This window comes from Streptacidiphilus fuscans (assembly GCF_015690355.1).
Lineage (GTDB): Bacteria > Actinomycetota > Actinomycetes > Streptomycetales > Streptomycetaceae > Streptacidiphilus > Streptacidiphilus fuscans.
In genome coordinates this window covers 196,218-215,217 of sequence record NZ_JADPRT010000003.1, presented here as the reverse complement: position 1 = coordinate 215,217, position 19,000 = coordinate 196,218, and the positions used below count along the sequence as shown (strand labels likewise).

Genomic DNA, 19,000 nt, shown 5'->3' with positions numbered 1-19,000 from the left:
TAAGCGGAACTGACATCTCCGGAACGCCGAGTCCTGCCGTCGGGGTTGTCAGCTGTCACCCGACGCACACCACGGCAGGAGCGGGGGACCCAGGTAAGTCGCCGGGAGCGTGTCGCTCTCGGCTAGGGGTGAAGCCGTGCTCTGCACGGCCGGGCAACTCCGGCCCGAACCCGACAGCTCACCTCGCAGGCGTGGGAGAGGACCCACACCATGACTGGTCGCCACCGCGCGCCCAAAATCGCCCGTCGTGCCTCCAAGCGCCTGCTCGCCACCGTCGGGCTGACCGGCGCAGGCCTCGCCCTCCCGCTGGTCACCGCGACCGGCGCCCACGCCGCCACCGTCTCCACCTGGGACTCCGTCGCCCAGTGCGAGAGCAGCGGTGACTGGTCCATCAACACCGGCAACGGCTACTACGGCGGTCTGCAGTTCTCGCAGTCCACCTGGGACGCCTACGGCGGCCAGCAGTACGCGTCCTCCGCGGACCAGGCCAGCAAGGACCAGCAGATCGCCGTCGCCGAGAAGGTCCTCGCGGACCAGGGCCCCGGCGCCTGGCCCGTCTGCGGCCCGCAGGCCGGTCTGACCCAGGGCGGCCCCGCCCCGGCGATCAGCGCCTCCGGCTCGTCGAGCTCCTCCAACTCGGCCACTTCCGCCACGTCCGCCAACTCGTCTGCTGCGAGCAGCTCGTCGGCCTCCGGCAGCAGCTCCTCCGCGTCCGACTCCACGTCCGGTGCCGCCGCCTCCAGCGCGTCCAGCGCCCCGGCGACCGGCAGCTCCACCGCCGGGCACTACACGGTCCGGGCCGGCGACTGGCTGTCCACCATCGCGGCCAAGCACGACGTCTCCGGTGGCTGGGAGCGCCTGTACCAGCTGAACCGGGCGACCCTCACCCACGGCCCGAACCTGATCTTCCCGGGTCAGCAGTTGGTCCTGGGCGGCAAGGCCGTCTCCGCTCCGGCCGCCCAGCCGTCGAACGACTCGGACAACGACTCGTCCTCGTCCGCGACTTCGTCGTCGAGCGCCTCGAACGCGTCGAACGCGTCGGACTCCTCCGCGAGCTCGAACTCCTCGGGTTCCGCCCAGGCGTCCACCGGTGCGTCGACCACGTCGAGCAGCACGACGCAGGTCGGCTCCGGCGCTGCCGCCACGGCGATCGCCTTCGCCGAGGCGCACGTGGGCGACTCCTACGTGTACGGCGGCACCGGCCCGAACTCGTGGGACTGCTCGGGTCTGGCCCAGGCCGCCTACGCCCAGGCCGGCATCAACCTGCCGCGTACCTCCTCCGAGCAGGCCTCGGCGACCACGCCGGTCTCCCTCGACGCGCTGCAGCCGGGCGACCTGCTCTTCTGGTCCAGCGACGGTTCCGACTCCGGCGTCTACCACGTCGCCATCTACGTCGGCGGCGGTCGCTACGTCGAGGCGGCCAACCCGAGCTCGGGCGTCAAGTACGACACCATCAGCAACTACACCCCGAGCTTCGCCGGTCGCGTCTCCTGACGCACCGCACAAGGTGTGGCGTGGTGAGCCGGTCCGGGTGACCTGTCTGGCTCGGACCGGTCCACCGCGTCGCAGTTGGCGGGCGTCGTTCCGGAGGTGAGGACGCCGCCCGTCGGGGATTCCTCTCCCTCATGCACCCGGAGTACCGGATGCGCCGTTCACTCGGCGTCGTCCTGGTACTCCGGGTGTCGTGTCAGCCAGGCCTTGATGAACGGGCAGGTCACCGTGACCTTCAGGCCGCGGCGGCGGCCGTCCTCCACGGCGGTGCGCGCGAGCAGGCCACCGATGCCCAGGCCCTCGTAGGCGGGGCCGACGACGGTGTGCTGGTAGATCACCTGGTCGTCGTCGCGGACGTACGAGGTGAACCCGACCAGCTCCCCCTCGATCCGGGCCTCGAACCGCTGCGCCCCCGGTGCGTCGGCGACCGTGACCTCGGCCTCGCTCGTGCTCATCCTCGCCGCCTCCTGCCGGTGCTGCTGCCCGTGGCTGTCCGTATCGCCCGCATTCTCCGTCTTCTGCAGTCTCCGTCACGCGGGCCGATTTCCTGGGAACGGACACGCGCGTCTCAGCCTTCGTGCCAGCCGATGCGCTCGTGCGAGCCGTCGCAGAACGGCTTGTTGGCGCTCGCGCCGCAGCGGCAGAACGCCGCGCGGACCTCTCTGGCTTCTCCCGCCTCTCCCGATCTCGCCTCGATCCGGAGGTCGCCGCGGACCAGCAGCGGGCCGTCCCGCTCCGGCGTGATCACGGTGGGACGCTCGGGCTCCTCGGCGGGTCCGTCCGGGAGCACATAGTGCAGCGCGCCCGTCGGACACGCGTGCACGGCGGCGACGACGCGCTCCGGGTCGGCGTTGCCGGGCTGGATCCACGGCCGCTTCTCCGGGTCGAACACCTCCCCGGCGCGGCGCACGCACTCGGCGTAGTGCCGACACCGTCCGGCGTCGTAGCGGACCCGGATGCCCGGCGCCTCGTACACCTTCACGCGGTCGCCCGGCGGCAGCCCTTCGAAGTCCTGCATACCCTCATGGTGCGTCGCCGTCCCGTGCAGCGCAGTCCGGGCACCGCAGTCCGGGCACCGCAGCGTGACGCCCTGGCGGGTCCACGCACGTCACCACACGTCGGCGTCGCGCCAGTCGCAGGTCAGCTCGTCGGTCAGGTCGAGCTCCGGCACCGGGCCGGAGGCCACCGGCAGGACGAAGAGGCAGTCCTCGGCGTCCGGCGTCCGGACCACCCCCGCGGGCGTCAGCGCCGACGCCCGCCCCTGCCACCGCTGCCAGCCGCGTGCGGAGTAGAACCCCATGGCCTCGTCGGTCGCCGCCAGCGCACCGACGTCGTACGCGCGCCGGATCACCCGCTCCAGCGCGGCCATCACCGCCCCGCCGTACCCCTGCCCGCGCAGGCGCGCCTCGACCCCGACGCCCTCCACATACCCGGCCCGCAGCGCCCGGCCCCGGTACATCAGCCGCCGCTGCACCACCGCGGCATGCGCGACCACCTCGCCGCCGGGCCCGGCCTCGCGGACCAGCGCGTGCACGCCGCCGAGCGAGTGCTCCCAGTCCTCCTCGGCCATGTCCGCGAACACCCGGTAGAGCAACGCCCGCGCGGCCGCGAGCTCCGCCTCGTCCAACTGGGCGGTGTGCGCGACGCGTACCTCGATCACGCATCCACTGTGCCAGCCGCCGGACCCGCTCCGGCCTGGATGACGTGTTCCAACATCTCCTTCGACGCCCGGAGTTCGTCGATGGCCCCGCTCACGCGCGCGTGTTCGCGCCGCAGCGCGGCCACCGTGTCCTCGCAGACCGGCACGAGCCGGGGCCCGTCCGTCCGGACGCAGGGCAGGATCAGCGCGATGCTGGCGGTGGACAGCCCAGCGGCCAGGAGACGCCGGATCCGCCGGACCGTCTCCACGTCCTCCTCGCGGTAGGAGCGGTAGCTCCCCGAGCCGCGTTCGGGGGTGAGCAGGCCCTGCTCCTCGTAGTACCGCAGCAGCCTCGCGTGGACGCCGGTCCTGCGGGACATCTCACCGATGCGCACGTGATCCCCCCGAGCTTGACTCTCACACCGGTGTCAGAGTTTACGGTCCGAGTACTGACTGCTGACGGTCCGTCCGACCGTCGGCCGACGCTCGTCCGGAGGGAAGTACCCCGCGTGTTCGCTGTCCAGATCGACCGGCATGGTGGTCCCGAAGTCCTACGGGTGCGCGAGGCCGCCGCCCCTGTCGCCGGGGCGGGTCACGTGCTCGTCGCCACCGTGGCCAGCACGATCAACCCGGTCGACTGGAAGACCCGGGCCTGGGACGTCGGGCCCGCGTTCCCGATGACGCTCGGCTGGGACCTCGCGGGCGTGGTGGTCGCCACGGAGTCGGCCGACTTCGCGGTCGGGGACCGGGTGGTCGCGATGTCGGCCCAGCTGGCGACCGGGCTCGGCACCTGGGCGGAGCTGGTGGCGCTGCCCACCACGCTGGTCGCCCACGCGCCCGCGTCCGTCCCGCTGGTCGAGGCAGCGGCCCTTCCTCTCGCCGGGGTCACCGCCCTGCAGGCGCTGGGGCCGCTGGATCTCGTCGCGGGGCAGCGGCTGTTGGTCTCGGGCGCGCTCGGCGCGGTGGGGCGCACGGCGGTGGCCCTGGCGCTGCACCGCGGCGTGGTGGTGGACGGGTTGGTCTCCCGTGCCGAACACCTGGCCCCCGCAGCCGCGTTGGGCCTCTCCGCCGTCGCGTCGGCGGTCTCGGACCTGAAGTCCGCGAGCTACGACGCGGTCCTCGACACCGCCGGCGTGGACGTGTCCGCCGCCCTCGCGCCGGACGGCCGCTACGTCTCCGTCGCGGACGCGCCGCTGCCCGAGATCCCGCGCGCGGAGAAGAGCTACGTCCAGGAGAGCCGCGCGGATCTGGCCGAGCTGGTCCGCCTGGTGGACGCGGGGGTCGTCCGCCCTCACATCGCCCACCACTTCTCCGTCCGCCAGGTCCGCCGGGCAACGGAGTTGTTCGAGCGCGGCGGCCTGACCGGGAAGGTGGCACTCCACTTCTGACCCCGCGCCCAGGCGCCGAAGCCCCGTCGCTGATCCACAGACCCGGTACACTGGCCCCGCGCCTCATTAGCTCAGGGGATAGAGCACGGCTCTCCTAAAGCCGGTGTCGCAGGTTCGAATCCTGCATGGGGCACCTGCGCAAACGCCCCGGACCGATCATGGTCCGGGGCGTTTGACGGTAGTAGGTGACGGCAACGGGCCCGCCGGATCACCCGGCAAGCCGCTCGACGTCGGACCGCGGCAGGTCGACGGTGGTCGTGTCGCCGAAGACCAGCACCAGTACGCGCACCCGCCCTCGCTCACGGTCGACGGAGTGAACCGTGCCCGCGTCGCCCGCGAAGGGGCCGCGGGTCACCCTGACCTTGTCCCCGGCCTTCAGGTTCCACAGATCAGACATGCTGCTCCCCTTGATGGGTCCGTGAGGGGGGTGGGTTCGGAGCTGCACGAAGTCCCGGAGCTGAAAGCCCGGGGGCCTCTTCTGAGCCACCCCCCTTGATCGCGGTGCGCCTCCGATGAGGCCCCTGTCCGATCCAACGCGGGTGACAGTAGACCGTGCCACTGACAGGGCGGGTTGGGGGCGGCGCCACGGGCTCACTTGGCGGTCGGCCGCCGCTCCGTTGCTGGACCTGCCGAGTAGGTCTCCCGCCCGGACTACCACGCTCCCAAGGCGTTCCGGGCGGGTTCAGCGGATCGTCCACAGGGCTGTGGGGGACTTGCGGACGATGCGGGTACCGGCCTGTGGGACGGGCCTCCCGCAGCACGGCACCAACAGGTCGGCCCCCGCGTAAACAGCTGCGCGGGGGCCACCGGCTTCTCGGAACTGTCAGTTGATCAAGAATCGGTTCCCGCGGACCTCACAGCGCACCCCCATCGTCGGGCCGCACTGGAGAGGGTCGGGCGAGGCGGGATCGACGAGCAACGTCACAGCTGTACCGTCCACGCTGTTTTGGTAGACCGCTTCGCCCTTCGCGTCCACATTCACCTGGAATGTTCCGCCGCCGGACAGGACGCCTGGCCAATCCTGTGACGGGATCGTCCCAACCAAGAATCCGACTCGACCGCCGACCTGGATGAAGAAGGTGTAGTGGACGCCGACACCGACGCCGACTCCCGGCGTGCCTTGGGAAGCGTCGTTGGAGCCGACGGTGTTGTCGTGGCCGGCGTTGAAGATGTCACCGAGCGCGGTCTGGTGGACGTTGTTGACGACGAAGACGGGGGCGCTGCCGTTGCCCCAGTCGGCTGCGGTGGCGCTGGTTGGCAGGCTGACGAGGGCGGTGGCGGCGAGTGCCGCCGCGGTGTTCCTGAGTGCGCGGATCACAGTCAGTCCCTTCGAGTTCCCGGGGTGCTGCGCGACCGTACGCGCCGCACCCGGGGCGCTGGCGGACCGTCACTCTTCGCGCTGGTGTCACTGCGCCGAACGGCACCAACGCAGAGAAGCCCTCACCGCGCGGACTCAGCGGTGAAGGCCTCTATCGTGCGTCAGCTCTATGCCCGTTCGTTGGTCAGTTCGAGCCGTTGGGTCGGGCCAGAGGTGCCGGACGCCGATTCGGACTGTCCTCGCACACCTGATCTCCCAGAAATCGCCCAAATGATCAACCTTCCCGTTGGGCGGAGGGCTCGGCAGCAGCTCGGAGCAGGCTAGGGTCCGTCAAACTACGGCTCTCCTAGCGCCGGTGTCGCAGGTTCGAATCTGGCATGGGGCACAGCGCTGGACAGCCGAAAGCCCCGGACCGTCGTCGGTCCGGGCTTTCGTGCGCCTCACATGCCAGTGCGCCTCACACGCCGGACTGTTCCGTCCGGCCGCAGAGGAGGGCGGCGCGGAGGTCGAGGCGGTCCTCCAGGCGGGAGAGGCTGCGGCCGGTCAGCTCCTCGATGCGGCCGACGCGGTAGTGGACCGTGTTGACGTGGATGTGCAGGGCACGCGCGGTGCGGCTCCAGGACGCGTCCAGGCGGAGGAAGACGTCGAGGGTGTCGAGCAGCGAGACGCTGTTGGCCCGGTCGTGCTCGACCAGCGGGGCGAGCAGCCGGTCCCGGTAGGCGGCTTGGACCTCCGCCGGGATGCCGCGCAGCAGCGTCGCGAGGGAGTCGAGCCGGGCGCTGCCGCCCAGGCCGTCCGAGGGGTCGGCGGACGCCAGCGCGTACTCGGCCTGGACCAGTGCGGAGCGCAGCGCGCCCGCGTTCGGGGCGGCGGACGGGCCGACGCCCGCGCGGACGACGGCCGGGGCCGCCTGGCGGGCGGAGAGCGCCGAGCGCAGTTGCGGCAGAGCGGCGCGGAGCGCGGCGGTGACGTCCGCTGCCGGGGCGGCGGTGAGGCCGACGGCTGTTCCGGCGGCGGAGGCGTCCGCCGCGACGACGAAGGGCGCGCCCGTCCGGTGCAGGGCCTCGGCCAGTGCGGCGGGGGACCAGGCGGCCGGGCTGCCGGGGATCCGGACGACGACCGGGGTGAGTGCGGACGACGAGGCAGCGCCGGTCGGCAGGCCGCAGGCGGTCAGCGCCTCCGCGAGCTCGCCGTCCACGCCTGAGTTGGAGCTGCCCGCGCCGGTCGCGCCCGCGCGGATCAGGTCGAGCACCCGGGTGGCGCCCTGCCGCTGCGCGGTGGCCGTGGACCGGGCTCGGACCGCCAACGGGCCCAGGAGTTCGGCGAGTCCGTGCAGGACGGCGACCGCGCTCGTCGCCGGCTCGGCATGGGGCTGGAGCAGCCAGCCGTCGAACGGCGAGGCGCCCTGGGGGCCGACGGGAAGCGCACGCGGGGAAGGTGCGGCAGGTGCGGCGAGGGCGGGCCTGCCTGTCGTCCTTCCGGGCGCAGCCGAGGAGCCGAGCGTCCGCCCCGCCGTCGTCAACAGCGAGCAGTCCGGCAGGCCCAGGTCCGCCACCGCCCGCGCCAGCACGGCGGACGGTTCCGCGTCCGAGTGCAGCAGGCCCAGCAACTCGCGTCGGACGGTGGCCGGAACCGCCGCCGTGCCCTCGGAGCGGAGCTGGAGGTCGCCCCAAAGCCGCAGGTAGACGCGGTCGGTGACGGCGCGGAAGCTGGTCCCGGCCGGGACCGAGAGCAGCGGGATGCCGTGCGTCCGGCACGCCGCCGCCAGCTCCGCCGGGACCGCGCCGTGCGTGCCCTCGCCCGCGAGCAGCCCGGCGACCTCGGCGCTGCGCAGCGCGGTGGCGAACCGTCCGGCGGCGCGGGCCGCGGCGGCCGGATCGGCGACCAGGTCGTCGGGACGCCACCAGACCAGGCCGGTCAGCACCAGCTCGCCGGGGCGCAGGTAGCGGGCCGGGTCCTGCAGGTCGGTGGAGGTGACGCCGGTGACCTCGCGGGCGAGGAGCTCGGGCGTGGCCCAGCCGACCTCGATCCGCAGGTCGGTCAGGCCCAGCAGATCCCCGACGATCACGTCCCTTGCTCCTTGCGGTCCGCGCCGGTTCCTACCCTCGCGGTAGCAAGGAGGAAGTGCGCACAGGCATCGTAAATGCAAGCCTCAGCGGCGGGTAGGCCTGTCCGATGCGTGGGCCCTGCCCCTGCCCCTTCCCCTGCCTCTTCGCGGTGCTGTGCCGCGATTGAAGCAACGCGCGGAGACCGCTCACGACTGGTCGCACACACGGCCCTGACCTGCCGGTACTGGAGGATCATCCAGGTCGGGTAGCGGGAGGGACGACGCGGTGTTATGGCTGGATCGACGGCGGAAGGCGGTGGTCATCATGGCCGGTACGACCAGCCCCTGGCCCTTGATCCACGCGGAGCGGCAGGCGCTGCTCACGGATCTGGAGGGCGCGCGGATGCCGGACGAGGCCTGGACGACGACCTCGCTGTGCAGCGAGTGGAGCGTGCACCAGGTGCTGGGCCACATGGTGTCGACGGCGCTGATGACGCCGCCCCGGTTCGTCATGGAGATGGCCAGGTCGGGGTTCCGCTTCCCGGTCTTCTCGGCGAAGGGCGTCGCCGCGCACACCGGAGCCACCCCGGCCGACACGGTGGCGGCGTTCCGCGGCGTCCAGGACCGCACCACCTCCCCGCCCGGCCCGACCGAGGCGATGCTCGGGGAGGCGGTGGTCCACTCCGAGGACATCCGCAGGCCGCTGGGGCTCCGACGGGACTACCCCGAGGAGTCTCTGGTCCGGGTCGCGGACTTCTTCAAGGGCTCCAACCTGCTGATCGGCGCCAAGAACCGGATCGCGGGTGTCCGGCTGGTCGCGGACGACGTGGACTGGGCGCACGGCGAGGGCCCGAAGGTGACCGGGCCGATGCTGTCCCTGGTGATGGCGATGACCGGACGCGAGGCGCATCTGGCCGAGCTGTCCGGCGACGGCCTGCCGACGCTGCGCGCGCGGTTCTGATGCCGTGCGGGCGGTGCTGAGCCGCTGCTCGCGCTGAAGGCGGTCTGCGTTCAGGGCGCCGCGACCGGGAGCCGCAGCACGAAGGTGGGCCCGCTCCGGGTGAGCGAGAGCGAGCCGCCGTGGCGGACGGCGGTCTCGCGCGCCAGGGCCAGGCCGAGGCCGGATCCGCCCGCATCCCGGCTACGGGATTCGGCCAGTCGGGTGAACCGCTCGAAGATCCGCTCGCGGTCCTCGGCCGGGATGTCCGAGCCGTCGTTGTGGACGGTGAGGACCACCCACTCGGCTTCCTGCTCCACGGCGGCCCGGTCGACGTCGACGGTCAGCTCGACGCGGGTGGCGGCGTGGCGGGTGGCGTTGTCGAGCAGGTTGCGCAGCAGTCGCCCCAGATCGCTGCGGTTGCCCAGGACGCGGGCGGTGTCGCGGACGTCGAGCGCGTAGGCCGGGCGGTGCGGATGCGTGGTGCGGAAGTCCGCGACCAGGTCGCGGGCGAGGGCGCCCGCGTCGACCAGCTCGCTGTGGCGGTCGGGGTCGTCGGGGCGGGCCAGCACCAGCAGGTCCTCGGCCAGCTCCTGGAGGCGGCGGACGGAGGTGAGCGCCTGCGCGGTGGTCACCGGCCAGTCGGTCTGCTCCGGGTGGGCGAGGGAGACCTCGAGGTTGGTACGGAGGGCGGCGATCGGGCTGCGCAGCTCGTGCGCGGCGTCGGCGACGAAGCGGCGCTGCTCCTCGGCGGCCCGCCGGAGCCGGTCGACGGCGGCGCGGCTGCGCAGCCAGGCCACCGCCAGCAGCGAGGCCAGCAACGAGGGCGGCAGCGCGGCCAGCCCGGCGGCGGTCGCCGTCCGGACCTTCCTGGCCAGCGGCGTCATCAGCTCGGACATCAGCTCAGAATCGCATGGAACCGGACATAACGATCACCGGGGGAACGATCACCGGAGCGGTGGGTGACGGCTGGAGCGGCAGCCGGGGGCAGCTGGGTGGCAGCGCGCTCAGCTGCGGTGCGTCCAGTCCGGCTCGACCCGTGCCCATTCCTCCTCCCAGGCCCGCCAGGTCCGCCGGTCGAGCGAGTGCCGGGCCAGGGCGTAGCCGCCGGCCAGCAGGGTCGTGCCGGCGGCGAAGGCGGCCAGGGCGTAGGTGGCGGCGCTGCCCGCGCTCTGCACGGCCGGGATCGGCTGCGGCTGCGGGACGTCCTTGGCGTCGACCCAGAGCGGGACGTGGTCGCCGGGGACCGTCGCCACCGGGACGGGGGCCTGGACGGTGTGCGGGCCGGACGTATCCGTCCAGGTCAGAGTGGCGACCCAGGTGCCGACGCCCGCCGAGGACGGGTCGGTGGTCGCGACGGTCGACACCTCGTGCAGCCCCGTCTGGGCGTGTTCGGCGGCGGCGCGGCTGTGCGCGTAGAGCTGGAGGCCGAGCAGGACCGTCAGCGCCACCGTGATGCCGATGCTCACCACGAAGGCGACGCGCAGCCACGAGCGGAGCGAATCGGCGCGCCGGTGCAGCGGATTCCTCCGCCGGGGCACGGCCGACGGTTGCGGCGCGACTGACGGCGTGGCCATGGCCACCGCCTCCTTATGCCCTGCCACCCCGAGGCCTCTGGACCTTCCTCAGACCATCGTGCTGCCCGGTGCCCGGCTATTTCAACCCTCGGGTGAGGACGGTTCAACTCTCCGGCGGGGACTGCCACTCCAGCTTGGTGGCAAAGCCACGGGAGTTGTCGATCAGCCTCAGCCAGGTGGGGTGGATCGCCCACAACGCCGTTGATTCCAAGGCGGATTGCAGCCTCGGGTCGGCGGTGACAAAGGGGTGGCGCTCCGTGTACGCGCGCCACGCCGCGTCACGCTCCGGCCCGTCCGCGAGACGGCGGCAGACGCCGCGTCCCTGGACGCCGGTGAGCGCCGTCCACTCCTGCCCGTCCGCCTGCGCGGTGAACGCGACCGGTACGGCGGGCGCGACGGAGAGTGCCCGGCCGTGGCGGGTGGTGGCGGCGGTGACGAAGACCAGCGAGGCGTCCGCGCCGATGGCGTAGAGGACGGCGCAGGCCTGCGGGCCGTCCGCGTCGGCGTAGGCGAGGGTCAGCGTCGTGTGGGCGCGCAGTGCATCGAGCAGCGCCGCGTCGAGCAGCGCCGCGTCGGGACGGGGCTCGTCGGGACGGGGCTCGTCGGGAGGGGGAGTGCCGGGCCGGGACATGCGAGGAATTCTCGCAGGCCCCGGCCCCGGCTCGCGCTCCGATCACCGGAGGGTCGCCGACCGCGCTACGGCTTGCGCCAGACGTACGCGGCGGACACCGGCTGGCCCCGGAACCGCTCCCACTTGGGCTTCTTGGCCACCCACACGTCGTCCACGACCCGCTCGCGCATCTCGGCGAGCTGCCAGCCCGCGGCCAGTCCGGCGGTGACGTGGTCGCTGACGAGGTGGACGTGGGTGGTGATGGCCAGCTCGGAGCCGTCGGCCGCGGTGAAGTGGGTGGGCATCCCGGCGGCCATGATGAACTGCGGATGCAGCCCGACCAGGACGAACAGCCCGCCCGGGGTGGCCAGTCGGAACGCCTCGCGGTAGAGCGGCTGCAGCGACGGGAGGTGCTCGTCGACCAGCGAGGTGATCACCAGCGGGTAGGCGTCGGCGTCCAGGCCGGTCGCGGCGAGGTCGCCCTCGACGAGGCGGGCGTGGTTGCCCCGGGAGCGGGCGACGGCCAGCATCTCCGGGGTCAGGTCCACGCCGTCCACGGCGTGGACGCCCTGCGCACGCAGCCAGGCGCCGGTGCGGCCGGTGCCGCAGGCCAGATCGGCGGCGCGGTCCACGTCCGCCCAGGCGGGGGTGGTGAGGGAGGCGAGGACGTCGAGGTCCATCAGGTCCTCGACGGTGTTCTCGTAGCTGCCGACCCAGGCGGCGTACCCGGTGCGGACGTCGACGGTGGGGTAGCCACGGGTGTCGAACTGTGCGAAATCGACCATGGCCGCAGTCTCCGTGATCCACGCGGCCGGATGCGAACCATTTCTCGGGCGCGTGACCTCTGGGCGACGTGCCCCCGCTCAGCCGCCCTCCTCGGCCTCCTGCTCCCACGGGTCGGGGCCGGGATCACCGCCGGAGGCGCGGATGGTCAGGCGGTCGAGGTAGTGCTCCCACCCGGTCCGGTGCGGCTCGCGGGCCAGGGTGGGCAGGTCGGTGTGGGTGAGCGTGAGCAGCGTGCCGAGCACGTCCGGGGCGAGCTCGATCCGCAGGGTGCTGCTGCCGGGCGGCACCGGGTCGCCTTCGTTCTCCCACCCCCAGGTGAGGACGACCCGCACGGGCGGAGCGATCTCGGTGTACCGGCCGGTGGCGATCGCGTCGCCCAGCACCCGGATCCGGTACATGCCCCCGGGACGCGGGTCGAGCACCGCCTCGACGCCCTGCCAGGAGAGCAGACGGTCGCGGTCGATGAGGTAGGAGAAGACCACCTCCGGCTCGGCCCTGATGCGGCGTCGGACCACCACCGCGTCCTCCGGCGTGTTCGGGGATTTCGGGGTGTTCGGGGTGATCGCCACGGCGCTGCCTCCTCCGATGTCCCCGGTTTCTCTCCGAAGGTCCCATCCCAGCACGGTGCCTGCGACCGCACAGCGCGGTGACGTCCTTTCGGACGACGGGTGACGATGCCTAGGGTGCGATCATGACGACTCCCGAACGGCACATCGGCTTCGAGAACCTGCTCAACTTCCGTGATCTGGGCGGCTACCGCACCCGGGGCGGCCGGTCGGTGCGCTGGCGGCGGCTCTACCGCGCGGATGCGCTGTCCAAGCTGGCGAGCGGGGCGGACTGGAAGGTCTTCGACGGGCTGGGCATCGCCACCGTCATCGACCTGCGGCACGGCTTCGAGATCGAGGCGCGGGGCCGGATCGCCGAGCGAGCAGGCGTCGCCTACCACCACTGCAGCATCGAGCACCGCCCCTACGACCAGCCCGGCCAGGGCCCGGAGGTCGAGCCGGGTCCGTTCCTGGCCGAGCGGTACCGGGAGGTCGCCGAGGACGGCGTGGTGGAGATCCGCCGCGCGCTGGAGGTGATCGCCGACCCTGCGAGCGGGCCGCTGGTCTTCCACTGCGCCTCCGGCAAGGACCGCACCGGCCAACTCGCCGCCACCGTCCTGGCGTTGCTGGACGTCGCGGAGTCCGACATCGTCGCCGACTTCGCGCTCACGGACCTGGCCGCCGAGCGGCTGCGCGCGCACTGGACCGCCGAGCACGGCGACGGTCGTCCGCCTCGCTGGCCCGGATACGGGTACGCCCCGGCCGAGGTGATGGAGCTCTTCCTGGCCGGGCTGGCGAAGGACTACGGCTCGGTCCGCGGTTACGCGGAACAGCGGCTCGGCGTCGACGACGACCTGGTCGGGCGGCTGCGTGAGACGCTGCTCGACGGGTGAGGCGTGCCGTTGACCTTGCCCCTGGGGCAAGGCCCAGCATCGGTCGTGCCGGGCCCCGGACGGGCCTGGCACGAGGAAGCACGGGACCTGACGTCGCACGGAACCCGACGTAGAACGGAACCTGGAGCGGAGAGGAGCGGGCCGATGTCGGACGAGTTGCTGACGATCGGGGCGTTCGCGCGCCGGGCGCGGCTGTCGCCCAAGGCGCTGCGTCTCTACGACGACTTGGGCCTGCTGCCGCCGGTGCGGGTTGATCCGCAGAACGGGTACCGCTACTACGCGCCCGCGCAGTTGGAGCAGGCGCGGCTCGTCGCCTGGCTGCGGCTGCTCGGCATGCCGCTGGCCCGGATCCAGACCGTCTGCGCGCTGCCTCCCGCCGAGGCCGCGACCGAGGTCGCCGCCTACTGGGCGCGGGTCGAGGACGACACCGCGTCCCGGCGGCGGCTCGCCGCCTTCCTCGTGGACCACCTGAACGGAACCACCGGGAAGGACCACGAACCCATGATCACGAAACCGCTCACCCTCTGCTGCGCCGCCGCCAGCGACACCGGCCTGGTCCGCGAGAGCAACCAGGACACGGCGTACGCCGGTCCCGGACTGCTCGCGGTCGCCGACGGGTTCGGCCCGGCCGGGGCCCTGGCGGGCTCACTGGCCGTCGAGGCGCTCAAGCCGGTCGCCGGGACCCTCGCCCCCGGCCAGGGCGACGTGCTGAACCTGCTCACCGACGCCGTCGCCGAGGCCAACCGCGGCGTCGAGGGGCTCGCCGACGCGGGCTCCGGCACGACGCTGACCGCGCTGCTGTGGACGGGCTCGACGGCGGACGACGCAGGCATGGCCCTGGTCCATGTCGGCGACTCGCGCGCCTACTTGCTGCGCGACGGCGAGCTGTTCCGGATCACCCAGGACCACTCGCACGTCCAGTCCCTGGTCGACGAGGGACGGCTGACCGCGGACGAGGCCGCCACGCACCCGCAACGGGCGCTGCTGACCCGGGCGTTGGACGGCCGCGCGGACAGCCGCGCCGACCTGACGCTCCAGCAGGTCCGCGTCGGGGACCGGTACCTGCTCTGCTCGGACGGGCTGTCGGCGGTGATCGCGGAGGAGGAGCTGCGGCAGACCCTGATCAACGCAGAGCACCCCGACGCGGCCGTCCGCGAGCTGGTCGTCCTGGCCCGCCGGGCGGGCGGGCCGGACAACGTGGCCTGTGCGGTCGCGGACGTGGCCGAGTCGGGGTGCTGAGGGCAGTGCGTGCCTGGAGCCTTACAGGCCCAGCGACTTGGCGATGACCATCTTCATGACCTCGCTGGTGCCACCGTAGATGCGGAAGACCCGGTTGTCCGCGTAGAGGCGGGCGATCGGGTACTCCAGGATGTAGCCGTAGCCGCCGTGCAGCTGGAGGCAGCGGTCCACGACGCGGGAGCAGACCTCGGTGGTGAACAGCTTGGCCTTGGCCACGTCCGCCGCGTTCAGGTCGCCGGTCTCGAAGTGCTCCAGCGCGCGGTCCACGACGGCCTGGGCGGCGTCGACCTCGGCCTCGCAGGCGGCCAGCTCGAACTTGGTGTTCTGGAAGGACGCCACCGACTGGCCGAAGACCTTGCGGTCCTTGGTGTAGGCGACGGCCAGGTCCACGGCGGCACGGGCGGAGGCGTAGGCGCCGACGGCGATGGCCAGGCGCTCCTGGACCAGGTTGTGGGCCAGGTACGAGAAGGCCTTGCCCTCCTCGCCCAGCAGGTCCTCGACCGGGACCTTGACGTCGACGAAGGCCAGCTCGCCGGTGTCGGAGGTGCGCAGGCCGATCTTGTCGAGCTTGCGGCCGACCGAGTAGCCCGGCAGCGTCGTGTCGACGCAGAGGATGGACAGGCCGCCGCGGCGGTCCTCCGGCGTGGCCGGGGAGGTGCGGGCGATGACCAGCACCATGTCGGCCTGGACGCCGCCGGTGATGAAGGTCTTGGCGCCGTTGAGGACGTAGTGCTTGCCGTCCTCGGTCAGCTTGGCGGTGGTGGTCATGCCGGCCAGGTCGGAGCCGGTGCCCGGCTCGGTCATGGCGATGGCGGTCATCATCTCGCCGGAGACGAACTTGGGGAGCCAGCGCTTCTTCTGCTCCTCGTTCGCGTACTCCATGATGTACGGCAGGCAGAGGCCGGTGTGCACGCCGGCGGAGCCGAAGCTGACGCCCGCGCGGGCGCACTCCTCGGTGACGATCGCCTGGTACTTGAAGCCGGTCATGCCCGCGCCGCCGAACTCCTCCGGCACCTCGATGCCGAAGACGCCCAACTCGCCGAGCTTCAGGTAGAAGTCCTTGGGCGCGTGACCCGCCTGCTCCCACTCCTGGTAGACGGGCACGACCTCCTTGGCGATGAAGTCGCGGATGGTCTCCCGGAACGCCTCGTGGTCCTCGGTGAAAACGGTGCGGCGCACGACGGCGCTCCTCTCGGACGGCACTGGTCGAACGAACGTTAAGTTAATCGCCGGTAGCCCGGCTGTCCAGGTGGGAGGGGGTGAGAGTTCTCGCAGTACGGGGCGGTTGCTGGGCCATTGGACTGAACGAGCGATCTGCTCTCGCGCCCGGTCCTGCGCCTCCTCCTGCGCCTCACCCCTGTGCCGGTCCGCTGCGGTCGCGGGGCGGTGGTGCGGCGCTTACGCTCCCAGGGACGGCGGCCACGGCCGAAGGGCGGGTCCGACAATGCGGCAGCGTCTCGATCTGCGTGCTGATCTGCGTCTCGATCGGATGGGTATGGCGGTCTCGTCCGGGATCGCGGTCGGCCTCGGGGTGACCCTGTTGGTCGACGCGCTGGCGGACGCCTCCGGCTACCACCCGGCCGAGCACAGCGCCTTGCTCCGCCTCGCGGACTGGGCGGCGCACTCGTCCGCCTGGCAGTCGACCTCGATGCTGCTCGCGATGGCGACGGCGTTCCTGCTGATCCGCGCGGAGCGCGCGTCACGCCTCGGCCCGGCGGGCCCGCTGGCCGCGGTGGCGGTCGCATCGGCCGCAGGCTGGTTCGACGGCGTCCCTGGCACGCGCCTGCCCGTCCCGCTGCTCGGGGCACTGGCCGTACTGGCGTTCCTCGGGCCGTACCGCACGCGGTGGGCGCTCGGCGCGCTGGTCGCGGCGGGGCTCGTGGGCGTCGTCCCGCTACCGGTCGCCGCAGCGGTGGCCGCGTGCGCGGCGGCCCGCGCGGTGGGGCGGGTCGCCCCCGATCCGCGGCGGGAGCCGTTCGCGGCGGTTGCGGGGGCAGCGCTCGTGGCGGCAGCGGTGGTCGTCTAGGCCGTCCAAGCCGTCCAAGCCGTCCAAGCCGTCCAAGCCGTCCAGGCTGTTCGGGCCGTCCAGGCCAGAAGGTCCCGGGCGGCCCGAACGGCTACCGCGCAGGCGCGATCTGCTGGACGTCCGAGGCCATGACGAACGCCAGCCGGTGGTCGAACTGGATCGGGTAGTACTGCGTCGTCCCGATCACGACCCGGCATCCCACCGCGCCGCCGCAGCCGTACGTCGCGGCGTTGAAGTCGCCGCTCACCTCGGAGCCCGCGAGGTACGCCTGGCCCGGGGAGATCGTGTCAGCGAGCGGGACGAGCTGCTGGCTCGCCGAAGCGGCCAGAGCGCCCAGCTGGGACGGGTACGCGGACGTCTCGGGGAAGGCACGGCCGTAGACCGGGATCGGGCGGTCGCCGGCGGGGGCGACCAGCATCAGGTCGGCGCTGGTGGTCGGGTCGGGGACGAGGGTGTCGGACCAGTTCGGGTCCTGCAGCCACGCCTCCTGGCCGTCGTACCAGAGGGCGACCCAGTCGCCGGAGACGTCCGCGACAACGAAGGTCTGGCCGTAGGCGGCCTTGTCCGTGCCGTCCGATGCGGCCGTCGTGCCCTGGCCGACCAGCGGGGCGTCGGCGGAGGGGGCCTGGCGGAGGTAGACGAAGTTCGCCGGGTGCGAGGGGCAGGCCTGGCCGTCGCCGCCGCAGCCGGTGACCGCGGGCTGGGTGGCCAGGGAGTACGGCGGCGCGAGCGTGACCAGTCCGCCGACGACCGGGCGTGCGTGCGTGCCGCCCAGCGGCGCGCCGACCAGGGCGAGCAGGCGGCTCCAGTCCCAGTACGGGCCGGGATCGGCGGGCAGGTCCGCCGCGTCGTCCGCGGCGGACGCGGACGCGGAAGGGCTTGAGGGTGCCGCGGCGGCGGGCGTCGCAGGGGCGGACGCGGTGGACGCGGTGGACGGGGTCGCGCCGGAGGCCGCCGGGGCGGAGGTCGACGTCGCGAGGGAGGCCGGGGCCGCCTCGGGGACGTCGTCCGCGCCGAGGATGTGCTCGCGGTCCAGCGGGATCTCGAACTTCGCCGCCAGGTACTTCACCAGCGCTGCCGTGGACTCGTACTCCGCCTCGGGGTACCAGCTGCCCTGCGGCAGCGCGTAACCCTCCGCTTCGATGCCGACCGAGTGCGCGTTGACGGTCTGGTTGCCCGAGTGCCAGGCGACGTCGGCGGTGGGGACGAGCTGCGTCACCGAACCGTCGCGCCCGACGACGTAGTGGGCGCTGGAGTAGGCGGTCGGGTCCTGGTACGACGCGACCGTGCCCGCCGCCGAGCCCTCGGTGTCGTGGATCACCAGGTAGTCGACCTGGTCGCCGTCGGTGGGACGGTTCGCCTTCGCGTAGTTGCCGTCCTGGGTGCCGTTCTGCTGGTACGCGGCCGGGGAGACGGCGCAGGCGAGGCCGCCCGGGCACTCCGCGACGGAGGTGCCGTCGCCGCCGTCCGTGCTCGCCACCGAGGCCTGCGCGGCGGCGAGTTCGGGCGGGGCGACGCTCGGCGCGGCGGTGAGCGAGACGGCCTGGTTGTCGTCGGTGACCCTGGACGCGCCCTGCTGGATCAACGTGTAGGCCCGGGCCGCGAACTGCTGACCGGCGACCGGTGTCTCCGCCTGCGCGTAGGCGACCACGGCGGGCCACCAGGCGGCGGCGTCGGTCGGCACCCCGCCAGGCGCGGCCGCCTGGGGGCGCAGCCGGGACTCGTAGGAGGCCAGCAGGGCCGCTCCGCCGCGCACGCTCTGGGTCATGTCGGTCTTCAGCAAATTGGCAGAAACGCCCGCGAGTGCCGCCGCGGTCTGCAGCGTGTGCATGGCCGGGGAGGCGGTGTCGACGGAGGCGCGCTCGGCCAGGGCACGGGCGGAGGGCTGTGGCGCGTGGGCGGCGCCGCTGCCGGTCAGGTCCCGGGTCGACTGGCTGGACGGGGCGGTCAGGTCGGCGTCGGAGACCTCGGTCAGGCCCATCACGTTGTAGTTGCCCGTGACGCTGGGACGGCCGCCGTGGGACTCCCACAGCGTCTCCTCGTACGAGACGGCCAGCAGGACGTCGACCGGCACGTGGAACTCGGCGGCTGCGGCCGTGAAGGCCCGCTGCAACGCGGTCGAGGTCCGGTCCGGGGTGCTCGGCCAGGCCAGCGCGCCTGCGACGGGCGCCGTCGTGGGGGTGGCCGTGCGGGCCGAGGCGGGGCTGGGCGCGGCCTCGGCGGCCGCGCCGATCACCACCGCGCCGGCGGCGATCGCCACCGCAGCGCCGATCCAGCGACGTGACCGTCGGCGGACGTGTCGAGCCGTCAAGGCGTGCCTCTGTCGTGGTCCGGCCGTGAGGCCGTGGGTGGACGGGCCCGCCGCAGGCCGTCCGCGTCGCGTCAGCTCAGCCGGTCTCGCGCGCGCTCGCGGCGGTCGGGGCCACCCGGGTAGCCCAACGTTCGGCCGGCGCGCACCAGACGGCCCGGCCGTCCCGACGCGGGGTGCCAGGCAGGCCCAGATG

General features: G+C 73.0%; 20 protein-coding genes, 1 tRNA gene and 1 riboswitch. Of the genes, 7 read left to right on the top strand and 14 right to left on the bottom strand.

Annotated elements, in window-relative coordinates; genetic code table 11:
• Positions 1 to 46: 46 nt before the first annotated feature.
• Positions 47 to 205, top strand: a riboswitch (cyclic di-AMP (ydaO/yuaA leader).
• A gap of 5 nt (positions 206 to 210) precedes the next feature.
• A complete protein-coding gene (locus tag I2501_RS08175) occupies positions 211 to 1,494 on the top strand; it encodes a transglycosylase family protein (protein WP_196193193.1) in 1,284 nt (427 codons plus the stop codon).
• Positions 1,495 to 1,652: 158 nt separating this feature from the next.
• On the opposite strand, the gene I2501_RS08170 is transcribed toward I2501_RS08175, so the two are convergent.
• The 4 genes from I2501_RS08170 to I2501_RS08155 form a co-directional block, all read right to left on the bottom strand.
• The gene (locus I2501_RS08170; protein ID WP_196193192.1) at positions 1,653 to 1,946 is read right to left on the bottom strand and encodes a GNAT family N-acetyltransferase; all 294 of its coding nucleotides are present in this window, start codon (positions 1,944 to 1,946) and stop codon (positions 1,653 to 1,655) included.
• A gap of 113 nt (positions 1,947 to 2,059) precedes the next feature.
• On the bottom strand, positions 2,060 to 2,509 hold the full coding sequence (locus I2501_RS08165; RefSeq protein WP_196193191.1) for a (4Fe-4S)-binding protein: 450 nt from the start codon (positions 2,507 to 2,509) through the stop codon (positions 2,060 to 2,062).
• Positions 2,510 to 2,599: 90 nt separating this feature from the next.
• Complete coding sequence (locus I2501_RS08160; RefSeq protein ID WP_196193190.1) at positions 2,600 to 3,151, bottom strand: GNAT family N-acetyltransferase; 552 nt, start codon at positions 3,149 to 3,151, stop codon at positions 2,600 to 2,602.
• Positions 3,148 to 3,525, bottom strand: coding sequence for a MerR family transcriptional regulator (locus I2501_RS08155; RefSeq protein WP_196193189.1), 378 nt, complete (start codon positions 3,523 to 3,525; stop codon positions 3,148 to 3,150). Before I2501_RS08155 ends, I2501_RS08160 begins: the two co-directional genes overlap by 4 nt.
• 114 nt (positions 3,526 to 3,639) lie before the next feature.
• Here I2501_RS08155 and I2501_RS08150 point away from each other — a divergent pair, with 114 nt between their 5' ends.
• Positions 3,640 to 4,518 (top strand): NADP-dependent oxidoreductase, encoded by an 879-nt coding sequence (locus I2501_RS08150; RefSeq protein WP_196193188.1) that lies wholly within the window; start codon positions 3,640 to 3,642, stop codon positions 4,516 to 4,518.
• A gap of 60 nt (positions 4,519 to 4,578) precedes the next feature.
• A tRNA-Arg gene (locus I2501_RS08145) sits at positions 4,579 to 4,651 on the top strand.
• A 75-nt stretch (positions 4,652 to 4,726) separates the two neighbouring features.
• On the opposite strand, the gene I2501_RS08140 is transcribed toward I2501_RS08145, so the two are convergent.
• From I2501_RS08140 to I2501_RS08130, 3 genes are all read right to left on the bottom strand, one after another.
• Positions 4,727 to 4,915, bottom strand: coding sequence for a KOW motif-containing protein (locus tag I2501_RS08140; RefSeq protein WP_196193187.1), 189 nt, complete (start codon positions 4,913 to 4,915; stop codon positions 4,727 to 4,729).
• Positions 4,916 to 5,341: 426 nt separating this feature from the next.
• Complete coding sequence (locus I2501_RS08135; protein ID WP_196193186.1) at positions 5,342 to 5,836, bottom strand: hypothetical protein; 495 nt, start codon at positions 5,834 to 5,836, stop codon at positions 5,342 to 5,344.
• A gap of 457 nt (positions 5,837 to 6,293) precedes the next feature.
• Positions 6,294 to 7,904: a helix-turn-helix domain-containing protein gene (locus I2501_RS08130; RefSeq protein WP_196193185.1), complete on the bottom strand. Its 1,611-nt coding sequence runs from the start codon at positions 7,902 to 7,904 to the stop codon at positions 6,294 to 6,296.
• Between the two features lie 304 nt (positions 7,905 to 8,208).
• Here I2501_RS08130 and I2501_RS08125 point away from each other — a divergent pair, with 304 nt between their 5' ends.
• Positions 8,209 to 8,844, top strand: a complete 636-nt coding sequence (locus I2501_RS08125) for a maleylpyruvate isomerase family mycothiol-dependent enzyme (RefSeq protein WP_196193184.1) — start codon at positions 8,209 to 8,211, stop codon at positions 8,842 to 8,844.
• A 50-nt stretch (positions 8,845 to 8,894) separates the two neighbouring features.
• Here the strand turns inward: I2501_RS08125 and I2501_RS08120 are convergent, their stop codons facing one another.
• The 5 genes from I2501_RS08120 to I2501_RS08100 form a co-directional block, all read right to left on the bottom strand.
• A complete protein-coding gene (locus tag I2501_RS08120) occupies positions 8,895 to 9,719 on the bottom strand; it encodes a sensor histidine kinase (RefSeq protein ID WP_196193183.1) in 825 nt (274 codons plus the stop codon).
• Between the two features lie 108 nt (positions 9,720 to 9,827).
• Positions 9,828 to 10,397 carry an Rv1733c family protein gene (locus I2501_RS08115; protein ID WP_196193182.1) on the bottom strand — a complete coding sequence of 190 codons (570 nt, stop codon included), beginning with the start codon at positions 10,395 to 10,397 and terminating at the stop codon, positions 9,828 to 9,830.
• Between the two features lie 103 nt (positions 10,398 to 10,500).
• Positions 10,501 to 11,028 carry a pyridoxamine 5'-phosphate oxidase family protein gene (locus I2501_RS08110; protein ID WP_196193181.1) on the bottom strand — a complete coding sequence of 176 codons (528 nt, stop codon included), beginning with the start codon at positions 11,026 to 11,028 and terminating at the stop codon, positions 10,501 to 10,503.
• 65 nt (positions 11,029 to 11,093) lie between these two features.
• Positions 11,094 to 11,792, bottom strand: coding sequence for a class I SAM-dependent DNA methyltransferase (locus I2501_RS08105; RefSeq protein ID WP_196193180.1), 699 nt, complete (start codon positions 11,790 to 11,792; stop codon positions 11,094 to 11,096).
• 78 nt (positions 11,793 to 11,870) lie between these two features.
• Positions 11,871 to 12,362 carry an SRPBCC family protein gene (locus tag I2501_RS08100; protein WP_328806266.1) on the bottom strand — a complete coding sequence of 164 codons (492 nt, stop codon included), beginning with the start codon at positions 12,360 to 12,362 and terminating at the stop codon, positions 11,871 to 11,873.
• 122 nt (positions 12,363 to 12,484) lie between these two features.
• On the opposite strand from I2501_RS08100, the gene I2501_RS08095 reads away from it, so the two are divergent.
• Positions 12,485 to 13,231 carry a tyrosine-protein phosphatase gene (locus tag I2501_RS08095; protein ID WP_196193179.1) on the top strand — a complete coding sequence of 249 codons (747 nt, stop codon included), beginning with the start codon at positions 12,485 to 12,487 and terminating at the stop codon, positions 13,229 to 13,231.
• 144 nt (positions 13,232 to 13,375) lie between these two features.
• Entirely contained in the window at positions 13,376 to 14,470 is a 1,095-nt protein-coding gene (locus I2501_RS08090) for a MerR family transcriptional regulator (RefSeq protein ID WP_196193178.1), read from the top strand.
• 21 nt (positions 14,471 to 14,491) lie between these two features.
• Here the strand turns inward: I2501_RS08090 and I2501_RS08085 are convergent, their stop codons facing one another.
• Positions 14,492 to 15,649, bottom strand: a complete 1,158-nt coding sequence (locus I2501_RS08085; protein ID WP_196193177.1) for an acyl-CoA dehydrogenase family protein — start codon at positions 15,647 to 15,649, stop codon at positions 14,492 to 14,494.
• Between the two features lie 316 nt (positions 15,650 to 15,965).
• Between I2501_RS08085 and I2501_RS08080 the strand changes: the two genes are divergently transcribed.
• Positions 15,966 to 16,496 (top strand): hypothetical protein, encoded by a 531-nt coding sequence (locus I2501_RS08080; protein WP_196193176.1) that lies wholly within the window; start codon positions 15,966 to 15,968, stop codon positions 16,494 to 16,496.
• 91 nt (positions 16,497 to 16,587) lie between these two features.
• On the opposite strand, the gene I2501_RS08075 is transcribed toward I2501_RS08080, so the two are convergent.
• Positions 16,588 to 18,756 (bottom strand): N-acetylmuramoyl-L-alanine amidase, encoded by a 2,169-nt coding sequence (locus tag I2501_RS08075; protein WP_196193175.1) that lies wholly within the window; start codon positions 18,754 to 18,756, stop codon positions 16,588 to 16,590.
• Between the last annotated feature and the right edge of the window lie 244 nt (positions 18,757 to 19,000).

Bases quoted from the DNA above. Each gene is read 5' to 3' on its own strand.
- I2501_RS08175 (WP_196193193.1), top strand. From the start codon at position 211: ATGACTGGTCGCCACCGCGCGCCCAAAATCGCCCGTCGTGCCTCCAAG.
- I2501_RS08170 (WP_196193192.1), bottom strand. From the start codon at position 1,946: ATGAGCACGAGCGAGGCCGAGGTCACGGTCGCCGACGCACCGGGGGCG.
- I2501_RS08165 (WP_196193191.1), bottom strand. From the start codon at position 2,509: ATGCAGGACTTCGAAGGGCTGCCGCCGGGCGACCGCGTGAAGGTGTAC.
- I2501_RS08140 (WP_196193187.1), bottom strand. From the start codon at position 4,915: ATGTCTGATCTGTGGAACCTGAAGGCCGGGGACAAGGTCAGGGTGACC.
- I2501_RS08125 (WP_196193184.1), top strand. From the start codon at position 8,209: ATGGCCGGTACGACCAGCCCCTGGCCCTTGATCCACGCGGAGCGGCAG.
- I2501_RS08120 (WP_196193183.1), bottom strand. From the start codon at position 9,719: ATGTCCGAGCTGATGACGCCGCTGGCCAGGAAGGTCCGGACGGCGACC.
- I2501_RS08115 (WP_196193182.1), bottom strand. From the start codon at position 10,397: ATGGCCACGCCGTCAGTCGCGCCGCAACCGTCGGCCGTGCCCCGGCGG.
- I2501_RS08110 (WP_196193181.1), bottom strand. From the start codon at position 11,028: ATGTCCCGGCCCGGCACTCCCCCTCCCGACGAGCCCCGTCCCGACGAG.
- I2501_RS08105 (WP_196193180.1), bottom strand. From the start codon at position 11,792: ATGGTCGATTTCGCACAGTTCGACACCCGTGGCTACCCCACCGTCGAC.
- I2501_RS08095 (WP_196193179.1), top strand. From the start codon at position 12,485: ATGACGACTCCCGAACGGCACATCGGCTTCGAGAACCTGCTCAACTTC.
- I2501_RS08090 (WP_196193178.1), top strand. From the start codon at position 13,376: ATGTCGGACGAGTTGCTGACGATCGGGGCGTTCGCGCGCCGGGCGCGG.
- I2501_RS08080 (WP_196193176.1), top strand. From the start codon at position 15,966: ATGGCGGTCTCGTCCGGGATCGCGGTCGGCCTCGGGGTGACCCTGTTG.